Origin of the sequence: Azospirillum sp. SYSU D00513, assembly GCF_017356015.1 — a bacterium.
Lineage (GTDB): Bacteria > Pseudomonadota > Alphaproteobacteria > Azospirillales > Azospirillaceae > Azospirillum.
In genome coordinates this window covers 25,024-44,102 of record NZ_JAFIQV010000053.1, presented here as the reverse complement: position 1 = coordinate 44,102, position 19,079 = coordinate 25,024, and the positions used below count along the sequence as shown (strand labels likewise).

General features: G+C 67.3%; 17 protein-coding genes and 1 pseudogene. 8 read left to right on the top strand and 10 right to left on the bottom strand.

The window, feature by feature from the left end:
* Positions 1-225 precede the first annotated feature (225 nt).
* Entirely contained in the window at positions 226-438 is a 213-nt protein-coding gene (locus JUB11_RS27925; protein WP_207462070.1) for a hypothetical protein, read from the bottom strand.
* 205 nt (positions 439-643) lie between these two features.
* Here JUB11_RS27925 and JUB11_RS27920 point away from each other — a divergent pair, with 205 nt between their 5' ends.
* Positions 644-1,522, top strand: coding sequence for a manganese catalase family protein (locus JUB11_RS27920; protein ID WP_207462069.1), 879 nt, complete (start codon positions 644-646; stop codon positions 1,520-1,522).
* Between the two features lie 148 nt (positions 1,523-1,670).
* Positions 1,671-1,931 carry a hypothetical protein gene (locus JUB11_RS27915; RefSeq protein WP_207462068.1) on the top strand — a complete coding sequence of 87 codons (261 nt, stop codon included), beginning with the start codon at positions 1,671-1,673 and terminating at the stop codon, positions 1,929-1,931.
* A 28-nt stretch (positions 1,932-1,959) separates the two neighbouring features.
* On the opposite strand, the gene JUB11_RS27910 is transcribed toward JUB11_RS27915, so the two are convergent.
* The gene (locus JUB11_RS27910) at positions 1,960-3,018 is read right to left on the bottom strand and encodes an AbrB family transcriptional regulator (protein ID WP_247887376.1); all 1,059 of its coding nucleotides are present in this window, start codon (positions 3,016-3,018) and stop codon (positions 1,960-1,962) included.
* Positions 3,019-3,301: 283 nt separating this feature from the next.
* Here JUB11_RS27910 and JUB11_RS27905 point away from each other — a divergent pair, with 283 nt between their 5' ends.
* The 5 genes from JUB11_RS27905 (at position 3,302) to JUB11_RS27885 (ending at position 7,694) form a co-directional block, all read left to right on the top strand.
* Positions 3,302-3,940 (top strand): chemotaxis protein CheX, encoded by a 639-nt coding sequence (locus JUB11_RS27905; RefSeq protein WP_207462067.1) that lies wholly within the window; start codon positions 3,302-3,304, stop codon positions 3,938-3,940.
* Complete coding sequence (locus tag JUB11_RS27900; RefSeq protein ID WP_207462066.1) at positions 3,921-5,801, top strand: PAS domain S-box protein; 1,881 nt, start codon at positions 3,921-3,923, stop codon at positions 5,799-5,801. The genes JUB11_RS27905 and JUB11_RS27900 overlap by 20 nt, the downstream gene beginning before the upstream one ends.
* On the top strand, positions 5,801-6,199 hold the full coding sequence (locus JUB11_RS27895) for a response regulator (RefSeq protein WP_207462065.1): 399 nt from the start codon (positions 5,801-5,803) through the stop codon (positions 6,197-6,199). Before JUB11_RS27900 ends, JUB11_RS27895 begins: the two co-directional genes overlap by 1 nt.
* A gap of 106 nt (positions 6,200-6,305) precedes the next feature.
* Positions 6,306-6,479: an antitoxin Xre/MbcA/ParS toxin-binding domain-containing protein gene (locus JUB11_RS27890; RefSeq protein WP_207462074.1), complete on the top strand. Its 174-nt coding sequence runs from the start codon at positions 6,306-6,308 to the stop codon at positions 6,477-6,479.
* Positions 6,480-6,713: 234 nt separating this feature from the next.
* Positions 6,714-7,694, top strand: a complete 981-nt coding sequence (locus JUB11_RS27885; protein WP_207462064.1) for a hypothetical protein — start codon at positions 6,714-6,716, stop codon at positions 7,692-7,694.
* Between the two features lie 556 nt (positions 7,695-8,250).
* Here the strand turns inward: JUB11_RS27885 and JUB11_RS27880 are convergent.
* From JUB11_RS27880 to JUB11_RS27865, 4 genes are read right to left on the bottom strand one after another with little or no spacing between them, the layout of a single operon-like run.
* The gene (locus JUB11_RS27880; RefSeq protein ID WP_207462063.1) at positions 8,251-8,508 is read right to left on the bottom strand and encodes a hypothetical protein; all 258 of its coding nucleotides are present in this window, start codon (positions 8,506-8,508) and stop codon (positions 8,251-8,253) included.
* 34 nt (positions 8,509-8,542) lie between these two features.
* Positions 8,543-10,870: a chemotaxis protein CheA gene (locus JUB11_RS27875; RefSeq protein ID WP_207462062.1), complete on the bottom strand. Its 2,328-nt coding sequence runs from the start codon at positions 10,868-10,870 to the stop codon at positions 8,543-8,545.
* Positions 10,867-11,283: a response regulator gene (locus JUB11_RS27870; RefSeq protein ID WP_207462061.1), complete on the bottom strand. Its 417-nt coding sequence runs from the start codon at positions 11,281-11,283 to the stop codon at positions 10,867-10,869. The genes JUB11_RS27875 and JUB11_RS27870 overlap by 4 nt, the downstream gene beginning before the upstream one ends.
* On the bottom strand, positions 11,280-12,161 hold the full coding sequence (locus tag JUB11_RS27865; RefSeq protein WP_207462060.1) for a protein-glutamate O-methyltransferase CheR: 882 nt from the start codon (positions 12,159-12,161) through the stop codon (positions 11,280-11,282). Before JUB11_RS27865 ends, JUB11_RS27870 begins: the two co-directional genes overlap by 4 nt.
* Before the next feature lie 200 nt (positions 12,162-12,361).
* Between JUB11_RS27865 and JUB11_RS27860 the strand changes: the two are divergent.
* Positions 12,362-12,733: pseudogene (locus JUB11_RS27860) on the top strand (integrase core domain-containing protein); the annotation flags it as partial.
* 366 nt (positions 12,734-13,099) lie between these two features.
* On the opposite strand, the gene JUB11_RS27855 reads toward JUB11_RS27860, so the two are convergent.
* From JUB11_RS27855 to JUB11_RS27840, 4 genes are all read right to left on the bottom strand, one after another.
* The gene (locus JUB11_RS27855) at positions 13,100-14,596 is read right to left on the bottom strand and encodes a P-loop NTPase fold protein (RefSeq protein ID WP_207462059.1); all 1,497 of its coding nucleotides are present in this window, start codon (positions 14,594-14,596) and stop codon (positions 13,100-13,102) included.
* 1,017 nt (positions 14,597-15,613) lie between these two features.
* Positions 15,614-16,234, bottom strand: coding sequence for a HEAT repeat domain-containing protein (locus JUB11_RS27850; RefSeq protein ID WP_207462058.1), 621 nt, complete (start codon positions 16,232-16,234; stop codon positions 15,614-15,616).
* 58 nt (positions 16,235-16,292) lie between these two features.
* Positions 16,293-17,396, bottom strand: a complete 1,104-nt coding sequence (gene cheB / locus JUB11_RS27845) for a chemotaxis-specific protein-glutamate methyltransferase CheB (RefSeq protein ID WP_207462057.1) — start codon at positions 17,394-17,396, stop codon at positions 16,293-16,295.
* Between the two features lie 50 nt (positions 17,397-17,446).
* Positions 17,447-19,078 (bottom strand): chemotaxis protein CheW, encoded by a 1,632-nt coding sequence (locus tag JUB11_RS27840; protein WP_207462056.1) that lies wholly within the window; start codon positions 19,076-19,078, stop codon positions 17,447-17,449.
* Position 19,079 lies beyond the last annotated feature (1 nt).

The window sequence follows — 19,079 nt, the reverse complement described above, 5'->3', positions numbered from 1 at the left end:
GAACCCGGTATAGGGCCGCGACTGCGGCCCCGCGCCCCGTGGCGCGGAAGTCCTGACCACAGGTCAGGACTTCATGAAAATCGTATAAGCGTCCGGCGTCAGGATGGAAAAAGGGCGGCCTCCCTGGGGAGGCCGCCCATTCTTCTGCCGGCTGGTTCCACCAGCTCGGGCTTCTGCCGGCTGGTTCCACCAGCTCGGGCCGCTTGCCGGTTCCGGCCGGCGGCGTCAGCTCGTGCCGGGCTCGCTGGACTCGTCGGTGTCCGCGCGCTTGCGCAGCTCCTCCGACGACAGGCCGGCGGGAACGGCGCCGTCCAGGGAGCCGTCGCCTGGCGTGCGGGCCGGATCCTCGACGCCCTCTCCTTTGCGGCCCCGGTCCGCCACACTGGTCGGCTGCTCGGGGCGGCCTACATTGTCCTCGTCGGCGATGGGTTCGGCCATGATCGTCTCCTGCGGTGCTTCCTTGAAAAGCAACCCCGCGGAGCGTCCAAGGTTTCCGGCGCCATGGCGCATGCCTCTCATGGCTTATGCGCTTTGGAAGCGTGGCCCCGGCAAGGAACTCCCGTGAGCGGCAGAGTGTTACCTCTGAGAATGACTCGTAGAAGCATTCTAAAGCTTAACCGCAAACGACCTCGGGAGTAGCGACATGTTCCTTCGCCAGAGCAAGCTCCAGTACCACGCCAAGCCGGACAAGCCGGATCCCGTCTTCGCCAGGCAGCTCCAGGAGGTGCTGGGCGGCCAGTGGGGCGAGATCAGCGTCATGATGACCTATCTGTTCCAGGGCTGGAACTGCCGCGCTCCCGGCAAGTACAAGGACATGATCATGGACATCGGCACCGAGGAGATCGGCCATGTCGAGATGCTCGCCGTCATGATCGCCCGCCTGCTCGAATCCTCTCCGGTCGAGGTGCAGGAGGGTGCCGCGCGTGACAGCGTGATCGCCGCGGCGCTGGGCGGCGCCAACATCGAGGACGCCATCGTCGCCGGCATGAACCCGCAGCACATGATCGTGTCGGGCCTCGGCGCCCGCCCCGCCGACAGCGTCGGCGTGCCGTGGAACGCCGCCTACACCATCGCCAGCGGCAACCTGCTGGCCGATTTCCGCTTCAACGTCACCGCCGAATCCCAGGGCCGCCTCCAGGTCGCCCGCCTGTTCCAGATGACCAGCGACAGCGGCGTGCGCGACATGCTGTCCTTCCTGCTGGCCCGCGACACGATGCACCAGAACCAGTGGCTCGCCGCCATCAAGGAGCTGGAGGAGGACGGGCTGGACATGACCCCGGTGCCGATGGCCTTCCCGCAGGAGAAGGAACTGACCGAGGTCTCCTACCAGTTCATGAACTTCTCGGAAGGCACGGAAAGCGCCCAGGGCCGCTGGGCCAAGGGTCCGTCGGTCGACGGCAAGGGCCAGATCCAGTATGTGGACGTGCCCAAGGCCGTGGGCGACGACGGCCAGCTGGGCGAGGTCGACCCACGCGTCTTCGGCACCCCGAAGACCCCGAAGCCGCCGATGTCGCGGGGATAATGTCCCAGGGCTGATGCCCCGGTGACGATGTCCCGTCGAGGACATGCCGGCAGGACGATCGCGCGCCTTCCCAATGGAGGAGGGCGCGCGATCTTCCACGCTCCGGGCCGTTGACGGACCACAGGCTCGTCAGAACGGAGACAGGACCGTGCCCACCGCCACCGTCATTTCCGAAAAAGGCAGCTTCCGCCTCGTCACGCTGGACGGGCGCTATGCCGTGGTCGAGGCGCGCGACGGGATGGTCTACCGGCTGGAGGCGGGGGACGGCGAACGGGCGTGCGTGCCGGACGGGCCGGAGGCCGCCGCGGCCGTGCTCGGTCCGGAGGATTGGACCGACGAGGCCGCCGCGCGCGGCCTGTTCGAGGAGATTTCCGCGCGCGGCGAGCGCCTCGCGCAACGGATCTGGTGATCACGCTGGCCGGTGATCAGGCCGGTGATCAGGCGCTCTTCCCGCCCCGGCTCCGGTCCGGGTGCCAGAGCGGGCTGAGCAGGCTGATGCCGACGAAGCGGATCACATGGTGCGCCCCGATGAAGGCGGCGTCGAAACCCATGGTGAAGGCGACGATGGTCATCGCCTCGACCCCGCCCGGCGCATAGGCGAGCCAGAGCTGCCCGAAGGGGAGGCCGAGCCACAGGGCGCCCACCCAGGAGAAGAGTGCTGTCAGCGCCATGCCGATGGCGACGCAGCCGAGCGAGGGCACGAGCGCCGCCCGCAGCATCGCCGGCGACACGCCGCGGAATCGCGACCCGATGATGGCACCCGTCACCACGAAGCCCGCCGCCAGCAAGGCCGGCGGCAGCAGCCCGTAGGCGAGGCCGGCGCCATGCAGCGCGGCACTCGCCAGCATGGCGCCGAGCAGCATGCCGCCAGGAACGCGCAGCCTCTGGAACAGCCACGCGGCGGCCCCGCAGGCTCCCAGCAGCAGCAGGATGCCGGCGGCACTATCCGGAGCCTCCCGCGCCGCCGTCGCCAGACCGGCGCCGCCGCTGGGCAGGGTCAGCAGCCAGGGCATCGCCGCGACCAGCACGAACAGCCTCACGCTCTGCGCCAGCGCCACGCGCGGCACCTCCGCCCGGCTCTCCGCCGCCATCGCCAGCACCGCCGACAGGGCGCCGGGGATGGCGGCGAAGCGCGCGGTCGAACGGTCCCAGCCATGCGCCCGCTCCAAGTAGACGGAGCAGAGCCGGACCACCGCCGCCATGGACAGGAAAAGCAGCAGCAGGCTGAGCGGCCAGGTCCGCATGAGATGCAGCGTGTCCGGCGTCACGCCGGCGCCCATCGACAGCCCGATGAACACGAAGGCCAGCGCCCGCATCGGGTCCGGAATGCTGAGCGGCAGGCGGGTCGCCACCGCCGTGGCGGCCACGGCGGTCATGGCGCCGGCGAGCCAGGCCGCCGGCAGGGCGGCCAGGGCGAACAGCCCGCCACCGGCGGCGGCGATGCCGAGCGTCAGCGCGACGGCGCGGATGCGCGCGCCGTCCAGTTTCGAATACAATCTCGTGCACCCTGCGGGAATGGGACGGTGATCCGCCGGTTTCCGTAGCGTCCCGCGCGGCCTCGTGCAACCTTTCGCTCGCAACCTTTCGCCCAGGGCGGCCTTTCGGTCATGGCACCCTTTCTGCCGGGGCCTGCGGAAGAGCCGAGGCTTCCGGCGAAACGGCTATCCCGGTCGGCTGTTTCGTACTATGTCATTGACGGGAGAGATTTTTGATCCAGTCCTGTCGCACATTGGGTACCGCGTCCACGCAGGCGCGACACGTCAGTTGGAGCGCCCGCGCATGGTGAGTCTGTCCGATCTGGAGCGCGACGCCCTGACCGAACTCGTGAATGTCGGAGTCGGCCGGGCGGCGACCCATCTCAGCCGGATGGTGTCGGACGAGGTGCTGCTGTCGGTGCCCTCCATCGACATCGTCAGCCGGGAGGAGGCCTCGGGCTTCCTGTCGGCGCGCGAGAGTTCGGGGCTGGTCGCGGTGCAGCAGGCCTTCTCCAGCTCCTTCTCCGGCCGGGCGCTGCTGATCTTCCCTGAGACGAACAGCCTGGAGCTGGCGCGCGCCGTGCTGGGCAGCGAACTCAGCCTGGAGGAGATCGTCGACCTGGAGCAGGACGCGCTGGCGGAGATCGGCAACATCATCCTGAACAGCTGCCTCGTGGTGATCGCGAACTCCCTGAAGGAGAACCTGACGATCTCGCTGCCCAGCGTGCTGCGCGGCAACGGGCGGCGGATCTTCCACGAGGACGCCGCGACGAGCGAGCTGGTGCTGTTCCTCTACATCGATTTCTCGGTGCGCAACCACAGCATCCGCGGCTACATCGCGCTGCTGATGGGGCTCTCCTCGCTGGAAGCGCTGCAGGCCCTCATTCATGGATTCGTCGACCACGTCACTTCAGAGAGTTCCCATGGCCTCGACCCCGTATGATCCGCCCGCCGGGATCAGCGGCATCCTCGATGCCCTGGACGCGGGCATCGTCCTGCTCGACGAGCAGGCCCTCATCCGCGACTGGAACGCCTGGATGGAGCGGTCGTCCGACCTGCCCTCCCCCACCATGGTCGGCCGAAACCTGTTCGAGGCGCTGCCGGAGCTGAAGGGCACGCGCCTGCACAGCGCCGTGCGCGACGTGCTGGACGCCGGGGTGCCGAGCGTCCTGTCCCACACTCTGAACCCCACCCTGTTTCCCCTGCACGGTAACGACGGCAGCCGGCTCCTGCACAATGTGGTGCTGCGCCCGCTGCCCGTGGGCCAGGGATACCACTGCCTGATCCAGGTGAACGACATCACCGCCTCAGTCAAGCGGGAGCGCATCCTGCGCGAACAGCGCGACGCCCGCTACCGGGCCATCGTCGACACGGCGGCCGACGCCATGGTCACCACCGACACACGCGGCGCCATCCAGTGGCTCAACGGGGCCGCCGCGCGCCAGTTCGGCTACGCCGCCGACGAGCTGATCGGCGAGAGCGTGCGCACGCTGCTGGCCGAGGGCGCGCCCGACTGGGTCGCCCTGTCGGAGCAGGAGGGCGAGGCGGAACGAGGTCCGCGCGTGGTGGAGCTGGCGGGCCGCCGCCGCGACGGGTCGCGCGTGGACCTGGAGCTGTCGCTCGCCCGCTGGCGGGCGGAGGGGCGCAGCTTCATCACCGGCATCCTGCGCGACGTGACCGAGCGGCGGCGCAGCCGCGAGGAGTTGCAGCTCAACGCGCTCGCCATGCGCCAGCTCGCCGAGCAGACCCAGGCGACGCTGGACGCCCTGCCCGCCTACATCGCCGTGCTGGACCGCGAGGGGCGCATCGTCTCCGTCAACCGCGCCTGGGCCGAGGCCGGCTCGGCCAGCGCCTTTCTCGGCGCCGGGTCGGCGGTCGGCGACAATTACCTGATGGCCTGCGCCGGCGCGGACGGCGATGCCGACCCGCTCAACCTGGACCAGGCCGATGCCGTGATCGGCGGCCTTCAGGGGCTGCTGCACGGAGGCGGCGCCGTCTCGGTCGAGTATGAGGGGCCGACGGAGGAAAAGGGCGGCGAGCCGCGCTGGTTCCGCTGCCAGGCGGCGCCCATGGCCGCCGGCCCCTTCGGCGGGGCCGTGGTGATGCACATCGACACGACCCAGATCAAGTCGATGGAGGCCGCCCTGCGCAAGGTGGTGGGCCAGAAGTCCACCCTGCTGCGCGAGGTCAATCACCGGGTCAAGAACAGCCTCCAGCTCGTTTCCAGCCTGCTGACGCTGCAAACCATGTCGCTGACGGACGAGGGGGCGAAGGCGCATTTCCAGGACGCCCGCAGCCGCATCGAGGCCATCGCCCGCGTCCACAACCGCCTCTACCAGACCGAGCAGTTCCAGAGCATCGAGTTCGGCAGCTACCTGGACGAGCTGTGCAACGACCTGGAGCGGGCGTCGGGCGGCGAGGCGACCTGCCACATCGAGCTGCGCGCCGCCGCCGTCGACCTGTCCATCGACCAGGCGGCACCGCTCGGTCTCGTCGCCAACGAGCTGATCACCAACGCCATCAAGCACCGCGGCGTGGGCAAGGCCTTCGTCACGGTGGATCTGGAGCGCGCCGGGAACGAGGCGGTCCTCACCGTGACCGACCAGGGGCCCGGCCTGCCGCCGGATTTCGACCACCGCCGCTCCAAGAGCCTGGGCATGCGGCTGATCACCAGCCTGGCCAGCCAGATCGAGGCCAGGGTGGAACCCCTGCCGACCGAGCGGGGTGCGGCCTTCCGCGTCACCGTCCCCCTGCCAGCCCAGCCGGAACCCTCCGCGTTGCCGCGCCGCGCGGAGGTGCAGTGATGAGAATCCTGCTGATCGAGGACGAGGTCCTGATCGCCATGGAGCAGCGATTCTACCTGGAATCGGACGGCCACGAGGTGATCGGCCCCGCCCCGACCTCGCACCAGGGCATCGCCATGGGGCTGGCGGAACGGCCCGACCTGGCGCTCGTGGACATCCATCTGGCCCAGAAGACCAGCGGCATCGACGCCGCCCGCCGCCTGACCGCGGAGGGCATCCCCTGCCTGTTCGTGACCTCCTTCCGCGAAGAGGTCCGTGCCAGCCTGGATTTCGCGATCGGCTGCCTGTCCAAGCCCTTCTCCGAAGCCAGCCTGATCGCCGCCGTCCATGCGGTGCAGGCCATCCTGGCCGGCGAAAAGCCGAAGAGCGTGCCGAAGGCGATGGAGCTGTTCACGTAAGGGGCAGAGTGGCAGGAAGCTGGATTCACCAAGCCAGTTTGAAACCGGCCGCGTCCGCTGTTTTTTTTGCGACAGATGACGCGGCCGGGCATGACAGTTTGCGGAGATCCTCGCCAGGGCGACCGAACTGTTCGGCTCGCAGGAGGAAGCGGAGGAATGGCTGGATCGCCCCGCCATGGGCTTGAACAAGAACCGGCCGCTCCACCTTTTGGCAACTCCGGCTGGTGTGGAGATGGTCAAGGATTTCCTGACCCGCCTTGAATATGGCGCCTACACGTGACTCCTCTGCCCCGTCCGCTGGGCAGCGGCGAACCGGTGGCTTGGCGCTTGGACCTAGAGACTTTTGAACCGCGCCGGGTTTTGTTCGGATGGTCTTCGAGCACGAAGGGGAGCACGCTTCGCAGTGGGCGGCGATCAGCTCGATCGCGTCGAAGATCGAGGTCATTGACACGAAACGGGACGGGGCGGACGCTGGTGTGTCCGCCCCGTCCCGTTTCGTGTTCCGGAGCCCGCCTTGCGCCATCTCTCCTTCCTCCATGCCCGCATCGCGGCGCTCACCGTGCCGGCCCTGGCCTGTCTTCCCATCCTCCTTGCCGGCCTGACCGCAACCGGGCCTGCGGCCGCCGAACCCATCCGTCATGAGGCGCGCGCGACTTCGACTGCCACGGTCGAGGTGGAGGGCGACCGGATCGACATGCGCACGCACACCGTACGGCTGCTGCCCTACGTCGCGTTCGAGCGGGGAACGCCCAAGCCGCGTCTGGCGACCGTGTCGCTGGACGTCCACACCAGCACCCACGCCGAGGGCGTGGACCCTGACAGCAAGGTTTCGGTTGCGGTTGACGATCTGTCCGGACCGGCCCCACGGCGACTGGCCTCCTTCTCCGCGCCGGGGAATGAGGGCGCGGTGATCGACAACCGGTATTTCGACGTCGTCATGCCGGGCTGCTGCGCCGCCCCTGACACCCATCACATCCACAGCCTGGAAACGGGGGCCCTCCTATTCCGCTCGACGGGCCCCGCCACGATGGGCTCCACCGCCTGGATCGAAGCCCCGAACGCCCAGCCCCCTCTCGAGCGCTGGGCGAGCGTGGACACGACGCTTGCTCCCGAGGAACACGAGCGCGGCATCGTGGCCAAGGTGTCCTACGGTGGACCGCAGGGAGCCCTGTCGACACTGGAGATCCGCGCCAAGACCGATGAGGCGTTCGAGCAACTCGAAATCGGCCTCAGCCACGATGCCGCCCTGTCCTGGCTTGGCGGCAAAGCCGACCGTGCGGAGGCGGGCAGCCCCGGTCATCCGGTGTCGCTTTGGGCCCATGATGGCCAAACCGATCCCGCCAAGCTCTCAGGCTTTCAGCTTGTCCTCTCCCTGGAGGGACGGCGCCTTGCAGTCATCCCGGTGAGCGGGGACCGCCTGGTCGCCGCCAAGGCCAGCCTGGCTCACGACGTTGAGGTTGCTCAGAAGCCCATCAAGGACGCACCGATCCGCTGAGCCGGACGCCCCTCATCCTTTGGACGGCCTCGGCCGCCTCCGCCGGGTCTGGAACGCCTCCACCCCGCCGGCGGAAGAGGAGCTCAAACGATTTTCATGAAGTCCTGACCTGTGGTCAGGACTTCCGCGCCACGGGGCGCGGGGCCGCAGTCGCGGCCCTATCAGGCCACTGCGCCCAAGCTCGCCTGCTGGTTGGCCTGCTGGTTGGAGAGCGCCGTGCCGGAGGGACTCGCCGTCTTCAGCCTTCCAGAGCATCACCGCCGGATGCAGATTTCGCTGGTGGCATACACATGCCTCTCGGAACCAACCTCCCCCACCGCGGGTGACACGCCGGCCAGGGATGCCGCATCCTCGCTCGATTGTTCCGCCGCAATCGCTGCCCGGAACCGCTGACGATCCTCACGCTGTGCCAAGGGGGCTGACCGGGTAACCGTGGAGGAGCCCGTCCGGATCGATCCGATCGCCGCCTCCGCTTCTACATCGCAACCTTTTTTATCAGGCTGTTGCGACGATCGCTTGAATCCGCCAATTGCTCGGCGATCCAAGCGCATCCTTCTCAGGTCTGGCGTCCCACCATCGCCCCACCCAGCAGCGGTGCCACCCAGCGCCTCAAAAAGGCGTCCTCCGGCTCCACCGCCAGCGTGGCATTGGCGGCCAGCAGGGCTTGCAGGAGGGCGGTGTGCAGGGCGGTGCAGCGGGACAGGTCCACGGCGGAGCCGGGGGTGGCTTCCAGCCATTCGGTCAGGGGGACCGCCTCCTCCACCGTGCAGGCGGCGTCGAACACGGCCCTTCCCTGCTCGTAGCGGATCGGCATCAGGCCGCCTCCATTGCCATTGCCGTTATTCTCATCACAGCAGCTCCCGCAGGTTGACGACCAGCAGCAGGCGGCCGTCGCCGAGCACCGCCGTGCCGGCAAAGCCGCGCAGGCGGCTCAGCACGCCGGTCAGGGGCTTCAGCACCACGTCGGTGCGCTCGCGGAAGCCATCCACCACCAGCCCGACGCGCTGGCCGCCCAGTTCGGCGACCAGAACGGATTCGGCGCGGTGGCCGGCGCCCTCGTCGCCGGGCAGGTTCAGCAGGCGGCGCAGGCGGTAGAGCGGCAGGACGCTGTCCTCGTGGACGAAGCTTTCGGCGTGCTTCAGGCTGCGGATCTCCTCCAGCGGCACGCGCCGCATGGCGCGGACCTGGGTCACCGGGAAGCCGAAGGGCTCGCCCGCCGTCTCCACCACCAGCACGCGGGTGATCATCATAGTCAGCGGCAGGACCAGCCGGATGCTGGTGCCCTGCCCCGGCGTGGACGCGATCTCCACCCGCCCGCCGGCCTGCTCGACCGAGGCGCGCACGGCGTCCATACCGACGCCGCGCCCCGACAGCTCCGACACCTGGGCCGAGGTGCTGAGGCCCGGCAGGAAGATCAACTGGAGGGCCTGCTCGTCGCTGAGGCCCGCCGCACGGTCCGGCTCGATCAGCCGCTGGTCCACGGCCTTGCGGCGCACGGCGTCCGCGTCGATGCCGGCGCCGTCGTCGGCGATCTCGATCACCACCCCGTCGCGGTCCTGGAAGGCGGCCAGCCGGATCGTCCCGGTCTCCGGCTTGCCGGCGGCTTGACGGCGCTCCGGCGGCTCGATGCCGTGGTCCAGGCTGTTGCGCACGAGGTGCAGCAGTGGCTCGTTCAGGACGTCGAGAATGTCCTTGTCGGCCTCCGTCTCCCCGCCGGAGAGAGTGAGGTCCACCGGCTTGCCGAGCCGCCGGGACAGTTCGCGGACGAGGCGGGGCAGGGGGTCGAAGACGCGCGAGACCGGCAGCATGCGCAGGCGCAGCACGGCGTCCTGAAGCTCGCCGGTGATGCCGTCGATGCGGGCGTAGGCTTCCCGGATGCCCTGGGCCAGCCCGTCACCGCGCGTTTCCCCGGCGAGGCGGGCGAGGTGGGGCAGGCGGCTCTTGGCGACGACCATCTCCCCGACCAGCGCCATCATGCGGTCCATCCGTTCCGGATCGACGCGCAGGGCGCGGCGGCCGGCGCGGCCCTCGCTGCCGGTGCCGGCCTCCGCCCCGCCGTCCGGCCCGGCCTCAGCCGGGCGCAAGGGGGCGGAGGCTCCGGCGGAGACCCCCTCGGCCAGCCCGGCGATGTGGCGGGCGAGCGGCCCGGAGTCTCCCGCGGCTTCCGACTCCGCCAGGGCCGCCTCCAGCGCCGCGTGTTCGCCCGCGCGGCCGAGCGCGGCCAGGATGTTGCCGGCGACCCGCGCGACCGACGCGCGGCGGGTGGCGATCTCGTCGGCGCTCCCGCCCAGAGACAGGATGCGGACCTGCTCGCGCAGGATGGCCGGCACCAAAGCGGCCGGGTCGGCGGAGGCCGGCGCCATCGTCTGCCCCTGCGCCCGCGGGGCAGGGGAGGCGGGCTTCGCGCGGAGGCTGGCGGGCAGGGCCTCCTGCGGCAGGCTGGCGATGCGCACCTGGTCGGGGACCGTGCGGAACACCGCCTCCACCGTGCTCTTGGGCGCCGCGCTGAGCGCCCGGAAGCGCAGCGCGCAGGCGTAGGGGTCGAAGGAGGCCAGGTCCGGCCAGGGTCCCACCGGCTCGATCCGCAGCACCAGCAGGTCGGGAATGCGGCGGCAGAAATCCAGCGGGTCGTCGCCGGTGAAGAAGCAGTCCGGCGCGGGATCGTAGGCCACGGCGGTCAGTGCCACGCCCGGCCGCAGGCCCGCCGCCAGCGCCTGCCGCTCCGCCCCCGTGAGCTGGCCTGCCCAGGCGAAGGTCTCGTCCAGCGCCGTCGCCTCGCCCGAGGCGCCGCCCTCGCCCAGATGGGTGCGCAACGCCTCCTCCAGCCGGCGGGAATCGGCGTCGGCCCCTTCGGGCATCACCTCCTCGGCTTCCAGCCGGTCCACCCAATGGGCGCACTGGTCGAGCAGCCGGAACAGCACGTCGGCGAGATCCGGCGTGAGGGCGAGGCGGCCGTTGCGCACGGCCATCAGCGCGTCCTCGCCGGCATGGACCAGCCGGGTGAAGGCGGGCATGTCGAACAGGCCGGTGGCGCCCTTCAGCGTGTGCAGGGCGCGGAACAGGTCGTTGACGGCGCCGGGCTCCGCCGGCTCGCGCTCCAGCCGCAGCAGCGCGCTCCCGGCGGCCTCCAGCAGCTCGCGCGATTCGATGATGAATTGTTCGAAGAGCGGGTTCATGCGTCCCCTCCGGAGGCGGGAACGACCAGAAGGCGCCCGGTCAGCAGCCGGGCGGCGGCGGTCAGCGCGTCGGGCCGGACGGGCTTCACGAAGTACCAGTTGGCCCCGGCCAGCAGCGCCTGCTCGCGGTCGCTGTCCTTGGCCTCCGTGCTGATCATCATGGCCGGCACGTTGCGCAAGCTGGGCTCCTGCCGCAGCACGCGCAGCATGGTGTAGCCGTCCATCTTGACCATGTTGATGTCCACGATCAGCAGGTCCGGCGGATGGGCCAGCGCCCGTTCCAGCCCCTCGATCCCGTTCACCGCCTCCTCCACCGCGAAGCCGTCGGCGGTGAGCACCTGGCGCGTGTAGGCGCGCACCGTGACGGCGTCGTCCACCACCAGGACGCGGACGGGCACCAGCGTCTCGCTCATCTCCCGCTCCCTCCCGTCAGGCTGGCCCGCGGTTTCTGGTACAGGATCGCGTCGGGGAAGCGGCGCGGCACGAACAGGGACGACATGCGGCTCATGCTCTCCGAATGGCCGAGGCAGACGAAGCCGCAGGGCGACAGCGCCTCGTAGAACATCGCCGCCGCCTCGCGCCGGCCAAGCTCGTCGAAATAGATCAGAAGGTTGCGGCAGAAGATCACGTCGATGGAGCGGAAGCGCGCGACCTCCTGCGGATCGACCAGGTTGACGCGGGAGAAGTCCACGGACTCGCGCAGCTCCTCCATGATCTGCCAGCGCCCGGGGCCGAGCTGCCGGAAATATTTGGCGACCAGCGCGCGGGGCAGCATCTGCAGCGACCGTTCTTCGTAGATGCCGGCCCGCGCCTTGGCGAGCACGGCCGAATCGATGTCCGAAGCGTACAGCTCGATCTCGAAATCGTCCACCCGGCTCCAATGCTCCAGCAGCATGAGGGCGATGGAGTAGGGCTCCTCGCCCGTGGAGCAGCCGGCCGACCAGATGCGCACGCGGTCGCCGGGCGTGCGGTTCGCCACCACCTCGTTCAGGGCCTCGTTCACGAGGCAGTCGAACTGGTACTTCTCGCGGAAGAAATAGGTCTCGTTCACCGTCATGAGGTTGACGAGAAGCTGCAGCTCCTCGCCCGAGGCCTGGAAACGGAGCAGATTCAGGTAGTCGCCCAGTTCCTCCGCCCCGACGGCGCGCATCCGCTCGGCGAGCCGGCGGTCCACGAAGTAGCGCTTGGCCTCGGTGAAGGACAGCCCGGTGCGCGACCGCAGGAAGTCGCAGAAAGCCGCGTATTCGGCGGCTGGAAGGCTGGGCAGGTCCTTGTCGGTGGATGAGGGCATGGAACCCGTCAGTTCTCGTGGGACCAACGACACCCCAACTCAACCCGTTGATATCCCTTGCACACTCTGATTTTCCTAGGTGTTTGGGAAGTCCGTGCCATGACGAAAAAGAAGCCCACTGTTGATACCCTACCGGCTGAGGTGAAACCACACGAGAATGGCAAGCTGTACGTCAACATCAAAAACCCGGTTCGGCTCCCACAGCCCACGCCGGCTTCGTGCTAGATGCCCTGGAGCAGGCCCTTCACGACCGCCGGCCGGCCAAGGGCGGCGGCCTCATTCACCATAGCGACCGTGGATCGCAGTATGTCGCTATAAAGTACACCGAGCGTCTTACCGAGGCCGGCGTCGAACCCTCCGTGAACAGCGCTGGCGATTCACACGACAACGCCTTGGCCGAGACGATCAACGGCCTCTACAAGACAGAGCTGATCCGGCGCCGCGGGCCATGGCGCACCCTGGAAGCCGTGGAGTTCGCTACCCTGGAATGGTTGGATTGGTTCAACCACCGGCGTCTCCTCGAACCCATCGGCAACATTCCTCCCGCTGACGCCGAGGCGCGCTACTATGCCCAAGCGGAGGACGTCGCCAGGGCGACGTGCCTCAACCCAAACGGCCTCCGGCAAACCCCGCGCGGTTCAATCACGATTGGTGAGATGAGCGTCGAGAACCACGCCGACCGGCGTATCCGTATTCGGTTCGCTCGACCTGACCAGGGACAAGGTCGGGCTGAAGAACGCCAAGGCGCTAAGAGCCGTGCTGGACAGCGTCTTAAAGGTGCTTGAGGCGGATGAAAACCTGCCGGACCAAGTTGCGCCTCCGGAAGCGCCAGAGGGATCGGATAAGGTCGAGAACCCGTTTGCGTGGCAGTGGTTTTATTTAAAAGTAATAGGTCCGCCTCTCCAAATGAGAGGCGGACTAAGCGCACAGGAGTGTTTTTACGGTGTCAGGCGCCCCGCACTGCGCACTAGTGCGGGGTAGTCACGCATAATTGAATACAGCGGCTGGCCTCGGCGGAAAGAGTTATTGTGCAGAATAGCTAATTCTTCTGAGAAACGATAGTTTATCCATCGAGCATGCTCGGTGGAACGCTCATTCGATACAAGATCATATATAGGCTTTAGCATAGCTCCAATTAAGTCTTCAAATACTTTTTCCGCAGGCACGCTTTTGCCACCCTTATACATTCCATCAATATAATCTGGAAACACGACATTCCATTTAACATCAGGCGATCCATGGCTCTCCCTAATATTTCTTAGAGAGGCAAGAACATTCGTATAATCGACGCGCAGCCGCTCAGCATGGGATGCAACAATGAACGGAAGAAGTACGGCAGCCTCTAACTTTACCTTAGATTTCCAAACGGTTATACAGCTCCTGAGCATGTCTATACACTGCCCTGCATCTCTCAAACCAATGCCATAATATCGAAAGCATTCTGCTGTGAAGGACGTAAGATCCGTATTGGGAGGTAAGCTAAGAGAATCCTGAGCGATCTCAAACTTTGCATACAGATATTCTACAAATCGACTGATAGGTGGCTCTTCAAAAACATACGACCTATCAAAGAAGCGATTAAGGTACCTGTCGGAGTCGAAGCCTGACCCATAGACCGCGCAAATAGCATGTCGGAGCTGTGATGTGTTGGTCGCGAATATAAATATCACATTATTGATTTCGAAAAGGTGCTTCACACGCTCTAGAAGTGAAATGGCGAACGAAGGGCGGCAACGATCTATTTCGTCCACTAACACGAAGATAGTCTTCTGCGCCTCTCCTTGCTCTGAGATAGCTAGAAATTCTCCTAACTTTGCTTTGAACTCCTCAATGGTAGCTTTATCCTTTTTGAAGCTCTCCAGCAGCGCTTCAAGCTTTTTATCAAGTATACCGTCTATCGCTTCTGCGCTCGTTTCGGCAGCATCCTCCCTTTCTTTCTCCGTGCTTTCGATTTGCGCTTGAGCCAGTTCGAAACCGTCTCCGATGATTTTTTTTACCCAATATTTTGCGGCGCCTTTTCCTGCCGCGAGCGCTATTGCAGTGCTCGTGCGAAGAATGGACCGCCATTTTTCCTTTGCTTCTTCACTTACTCCCAAATGCGGCGAAACAGCATCATCAATTTCTGCCATCACAGCAAGGAGTGGATCATCTGCATGATCGTCACGCCATGCGTTAACTTCTGCAACTATATGGCCATGCGCTCTTAACTGAGTCGCAAACCGCTCAAGAAAGAATGATTTTCCATGCCCCCATGCGGCATCGATATTGAGAACGTAGGATCGAGGAAGTCCTCGTTGACGACGCTCTTCCGCACGACCAATGAGAAAGCTTTCGAGGAAGTCTGCATCACTGCGGCGATCAAGAACATCGTCTGCCCAGAGATCAACGGCCGGCATTTGGGCAGCAGTGTCGACTGGATTCGCTTGTTCAATCATTTTTTATCCTTCTTTACTGGCATGCCCATTTAGACCGAAAAATTTGTGCGTAGGTACACGCGATGTGATGCACACCTTGCACGCACGCTTAAGCATCGTAGGTGTCGCCTACACGCTGACGAAAGCCCCGCAGAACATCAAACGCTTTTGGAGCGCTATACGTGCTTTTGAGGCTGAACGCTCTTTCATTGTGGCGACACACACCCGCGTCCTGTCACAAACCACTTTGCCGCCCGAACCGAAAGGCATTGCCGTTCGCGCAGCGGTGCCTTTTTGAGTCGGAAGGTAGGCCAGTCATAGGCTTGCGACGACGCTTGTAACGGCTTGAGGCATTTTCGAGTTGACCTCAGACACAACATCTTGGGGGCGTTGCTTGTCTAATCGGACACTAGGGAAACACAAAATCTTCCGATTCGATTCGGGGATAACTCTGTGGGTAACTTACCGAAACTAAGGGATATGAGGACTTCTAACAGCCTGTGCACAACGCCCTGTGGATAACTGCGGGCAAGCCCTTTTTTCCTCGAATCGTCAACAAACCCTAGTTTATGGCGTTGCTGGAGGGGCTTGTGCGCTATACACCTAGAAGTGTGGATGGCGGGGCGGTGAGTTCGTCACCGCCCACACCACACGCAGAGCGGAGAATGAGGATGTACGAAATCCTCAAACTCCTGATCCTGCTGCTTCAGGTGATCCACGCGCTACGGGATCTGATGCAGTAAGTCAGGACTGAGGGGCACGGGGTACGATCCGTGTCCCTCTAGTCCGGACCCTAACGCATTGCCTTCTCACGGACAAGACCCCCAGACAGAGCAGCATAATTGCGCAGTCGGGTTTCGGCAGCCGTGCGTCCTCATCATCACACCCGTCTCAGCCCTGGTAATCCCCCCGATTTTGGAGAGGATCTTAGGAGAGTCTAAGGGCTCTTTTTGGGAAGTCTTTGGGGGAGAAGCGACAGCTTCGTTTCCGCCAAACCATTGATTTTCCTGAGTTTTTACCCCTCCACTCCTCGCCTTGTCAGTTCTCATGGAAGCGGCGGCGCGCCGCCTCCACGGAGAAGGCGACGAAGGGATCGTCGGGGAAGCGCCCGGCCAGCCGCTCCAGGCTGTCCAGGGCCTGGGGATCGCCGGTCTCCACCAGCGCGTCCACGGCGGTGAGGCAAACATTGACGTGGGGATCCCGTTCCACCAGTTCGGCGAGCCAGGCCAGCCGCATGGGGTGGACGATCCGGCCGGCGAGCTGCGCCGCGAAGATCCGCACGTCGGGATCCTCGTCGGCGAGCAGGGGCTCGACCTCCGGCCCGACAATCGCTGGCGGCATCTGCTGGAGGCTTTCCAGGGCGCCGTTGCGCAGGCTGGCGTCCTCGCTGTGCAGGAAGGGCAGGAGACCCGCCACCGCCTCCGCCGTGCCGGTGCGCACCAGCGCGGTCAGGATCGCCTCGCGCGCCGCCGGGTCGGGCTCCGCCGCCAGCCGCGCGCAGAGCGGCTGGACCGCCTCGGCCCGTCCCGCCAGGGCGTGCGCCGCCCGGCGCCGCTGCGCGGGGTCGGCATCCCCCAGCATCGCCAGGGGATCGCCGGCCTCCACCTCGGCCGGCGCGGACGGCAAAGCCTGCTTCTTCCCTGCCTTGACCAGACCCATGGCTACCCTCCCCAACGTCGCTTGGTCGGAAAAAAACCCGTCATCGCGTCGATATCCCTCACCGCCGCCTCGGCACCGGGATCCAGCGAACGAGCTGGTCGGCGATCCGTTCGGACGGCAGTGTGACGGTGGCGCCGCCGCGCCGGATCAACTCCTGCGGCATGCCGAAGACGACGCAGCTTTCCTCGGATTCCGCGATGGTCCGGCCGCCGCGCGCGGCCAGATCGGCCATGGCCGCCGCCCCGTCGGAGCCCATGCCGGTCAGCAGCACCCCGGCCAGCCGCTCCGGCGGCACGACGCGCAGCGCGCTTTCGACCAGCCGGTCCACGCTGGGGTGCCAGTGCAGCTCGGGGGCCGCCGGCATCGGCATGACGAGCCGCTGCGATCCCCGCTTGGACAAGGTCACGTCGGCGCCGCCGCGGGCGATGTAGACGGTGCCCGGCTGGAGGGGCATGGGCATCGCCACCTCCGTGACGTGGAGCGCGCAGATCTCGTCCAGCCGCTTCGCCAGCGTGTTGGTGAAGGCCGGCGGCATGTGCTGTGCCACCACGACCGGCCAGGGGAAGGCGGCGGGCAGGGCGGGCAGGATGTCCTCCAGCGTCCGCGGGCCGCCGGTGGACACGCCGACCAGCACCACCCCGTCGCCGTCCGCCGGGTCCCCGACGGGGCTGCCCGCCTTCGGCGCCGGCGCGAAGGGCTCCACGAAATCCTCGCCGGCGATGCGGGCGCGGGTCTGCTTCAGCCGTTCGCGAAGGCCGAGCGTGCGCCGCGGCCGGGACGAGGCGGCGGCGCGCACCGTGTCCACCAGTTCCCCGGCGATGCCGGCCAGCGAGCGGACCGGGCCGCTGTTCGGCTTCTGCACCGCCTCCACCGCGCCGAGCCGCAGGGCCTCCAGCGTCACGCCGGCGCCCTCCGCGGTGAGGGCGGAGAGCATGACCACGGGCTTCGGGTGCTCGATCATGATCCGGCGCAGGCAGGTCAGCCCGTCCATGCCGGGCATCTCGACGTCGAGCGTCACCACGTCGGGGTCGACCGCCGCCAGCCGCTCCAGCGCGTCGGCGCCGCTGGGCGCGGTCGTCACATTGAAGCCGGCGTCGGTCAGGATTTCGGCGATCCGCCGGCGCATCAGCGCCGAATCGTCGACCACCAGCACTTTGATCATTCAGGCCCGTCCACCCTCGCGCATTCCAACACCGACCGGCGCAACGGCGGTCAGTCCGACGGCAACAGCGTCGCGAGCTGATCCATGTCGAGCAATTCGGCGGGATCGAGCAAAAGGATCATGCGCCGGTCCCCCGCCCCATCCTCCAGATGGGCGACGCGCCGGATCAGCCGCTGCTGGGCACGGGACACCAGCGGTGCCGGGTCGATGCAGCGCTCCGGCACCCGGACGATGCCGGACAGGGCGTCCACCAGCAGCCCCGCCCGCAGGTCGCGGGCGCCGATGACCACGATGCGCCCGCGCGCGCCCTCGGACGATGCCGCCCCTTCGGGCAGGCGCAGCAGGCGGCGCTGGTCGATCACCGGCAGGACGGCGCCGCGCAGGTTGGCGATGCCGGCCACGAAATCGGGCGCGTTGGGCAAGGGCGTCAGGGCGTCGGGGCGGCGCAGCACCTCCTGCACGTCGGCGACCGGCAGGCCGTATTCGGCGCCGGCCAGCCGGAAGACCACGAACTGCTCCGTCCGCTCCCGCACGCCGCCCCCCACACCGCCGTCCGCCATCGCGCTTTCCTCTTCCGCGGCCCCATCGCCGCCGCTCAGGCCGGCGGCACCCAGCGTGGCGCGCAGGGCGGCGCTGTGCCGGAACATGCGTTCGGCCGACAGGATGGAGACCAGCCGCCGGCCGCCGTCGAGCCGGGCGATGCCGGCAACGTCCTCGAACTCGGCCTCTCGCGCCATCAGGGGCGGCACCGGATCGACCCGGCCGCGCTCGACCCGCAGGATCTCGCGCACCCCGTCCACCACGACTCCGACCAGCCCCTCCTCGCCATCCTCGGCCTGGACGACGACGACGCGGCGACGTGCGCCATCGTTCGTCACGCCATCCGTCAGCCCGAACAGTTCGCGCAAGCCCACCAGCGGCAGAAGCCGGTCGCGCAGGGTCATGACCCCCAGCAGGTGCGGGCGGGCCCGCGGCACGCGGGTGATCCCGGCGGGAAGGGTGACGATCTCCTGCACATGCCCGACGGGCAGGGCGAAATCCTGGCCGGCCACGTCGAAGCCGACGATCCGGATCTCGTCCAGCGCCTGCGCCGCCGCAGCCGCGTCGGCGCGCCGCGCGGTCCCGCCGGTTCCCGGCAGCGCGTCCGGGCGGACCAGATCGCCGAACTGCCGCTCGATCACCGGGCCGGCGTCCAGGATCATGACGGTGGCCGTACCCTCGCCATCCTGGGATGCGCCCTCCGGGCGGATCACGCCGGCCAGCAGTTCGCCGTCGATGGCGGCCTCGCCGGGCAGGCCGTCCGGCACGGCGTCCTTCGCCGCGCCGATGCGGTCCTCCGGGACGGCGAGGATGGCGGCCATGCGGTCGATCACCAGACCGACCGGCTGGCCGCGGTGCCGCACCACCAGCAGGCGGGCGGCGTCGGAGACGGCCTCCGGCAGGCCGAACACGCGGCGCAGGCTGATGACCGGCAGCACCTCGCCCAGGCGGCGCGCCAGCCCCTCCAGGCTCGGGGGGCCGAGCGGGATGCGGACCAGCTCGGGCCGGCGGATGATCTCCACCACCTCGGCCAGCGGCACGGCGAAGCTCATGCCGCCGACTCCGAAGCTCATGAAGCGGCGCAGGCCCGCGGCGCCGGCGTCGCCGGCGGCCTCGTCCTCTTGCGTTATCGTCGCGGCCATG

What these genes read in the sequence shown, in the direction of transcription:
- JUB11_RS27925 (WP_207462070.1), bottom strand. Translation starts at nt 438, where the DNA reads ATGGCCGAACCCATCGCCGACGAGGACAATGTAGGCCGCCCCGAGCAG.
- JUB11_RS27920 (WP_207462069.1), top strand. Translation starts at nt 644, where the DNA reads ATGTTCCTTCGCCAGAGCAAGCTCCAGTACCACGCCAAGCCGGACAAG.
- JUB11_RS27905 (WP_207462067.1), top strand. Translation starts at nt 3,302, where the DNA reads ATGGTGAGTCTGTCCGATCTGGAGCGCGACGCCCTGACCGAACTCGTG.
- JUB11_RS27900 (WP_207462066.1), top strand. Translation starts at nt 3,921, where the DNA reads ATGGCCTCGACCCCGTATGATCCGCCCGCCGGGATCAGCGGCATCCTC.
- JUB11_RS27895 (WP_207462065.1), top strand. Translation starts at nt 5,801, where the DNA reads ATGAGAATCCTGCTGATCGAGGACGAGGTCCTGATCGCCATGGAGCAG.
- JUB11_RS27880 (WP_207462063.1), bottom strand. Translation starts at nt 8,508, where the DNA reads ATGCCGATCCGCTACGAGCAGGGAAGGGCCGTGTTCGACGCCGCCTGC.
- JUB11_RS27875 (WP_207462062.1), bottom strand. Translation starts at nt 10,870, where the DNA reads ATGAACCCGCTCTTCGAACAATTCATCATCGAATCGCGCGAGCTGCTG.
- JUB11_RS27870 (WP_207462061.1), bottom strand. Translation starts at nt 11,283, where the DNA reads ATGAGCGAGACGCTGGTGCCCGTCCGCGTCCTGGTGGTGGACGACGCC.
- JUB11_RS27865 (WP_207462060.1), bottom strand. Translation starts at nt 12,161, where the DNA reads ATGCCCTCATCCACCGACAAGGACCTGCCCAGCCTTCCAGCCGCCGAA.
- JUB11_RS27855 (WP_207462059.1), bottom strand. Translation starts at nt 14,596, where the DNA reads ATGATTGAACAAGCGAATCCAGTCGACACTGCTGCCCAAATGCCGGCC.
- JUB11_RS27850 (WP_207462058.1), bottom strand. Translation starts at nt 16,234, where the DNA reads ATGGGTCTGGTCAAGGCAGGGAAGAAGCAGGCTTTGCCGTCCGCGCCG.
- cheB (WP_207462057.1), bottom strand. Translation starts at nt 17,396, where the DNA reads ATGATCAAAGTGCTGGTGGTCGACGATTCGGCGCTGATGCGCCGGCGG.
- JUB11_RS27840 (WP_207462056.1), bottom strand. Translation starts at nt 19,078, where the DNA reads ATGGCCGCGACGATAACGCAAGAGGACGAGGCCGCCGGCGACGCCGGC.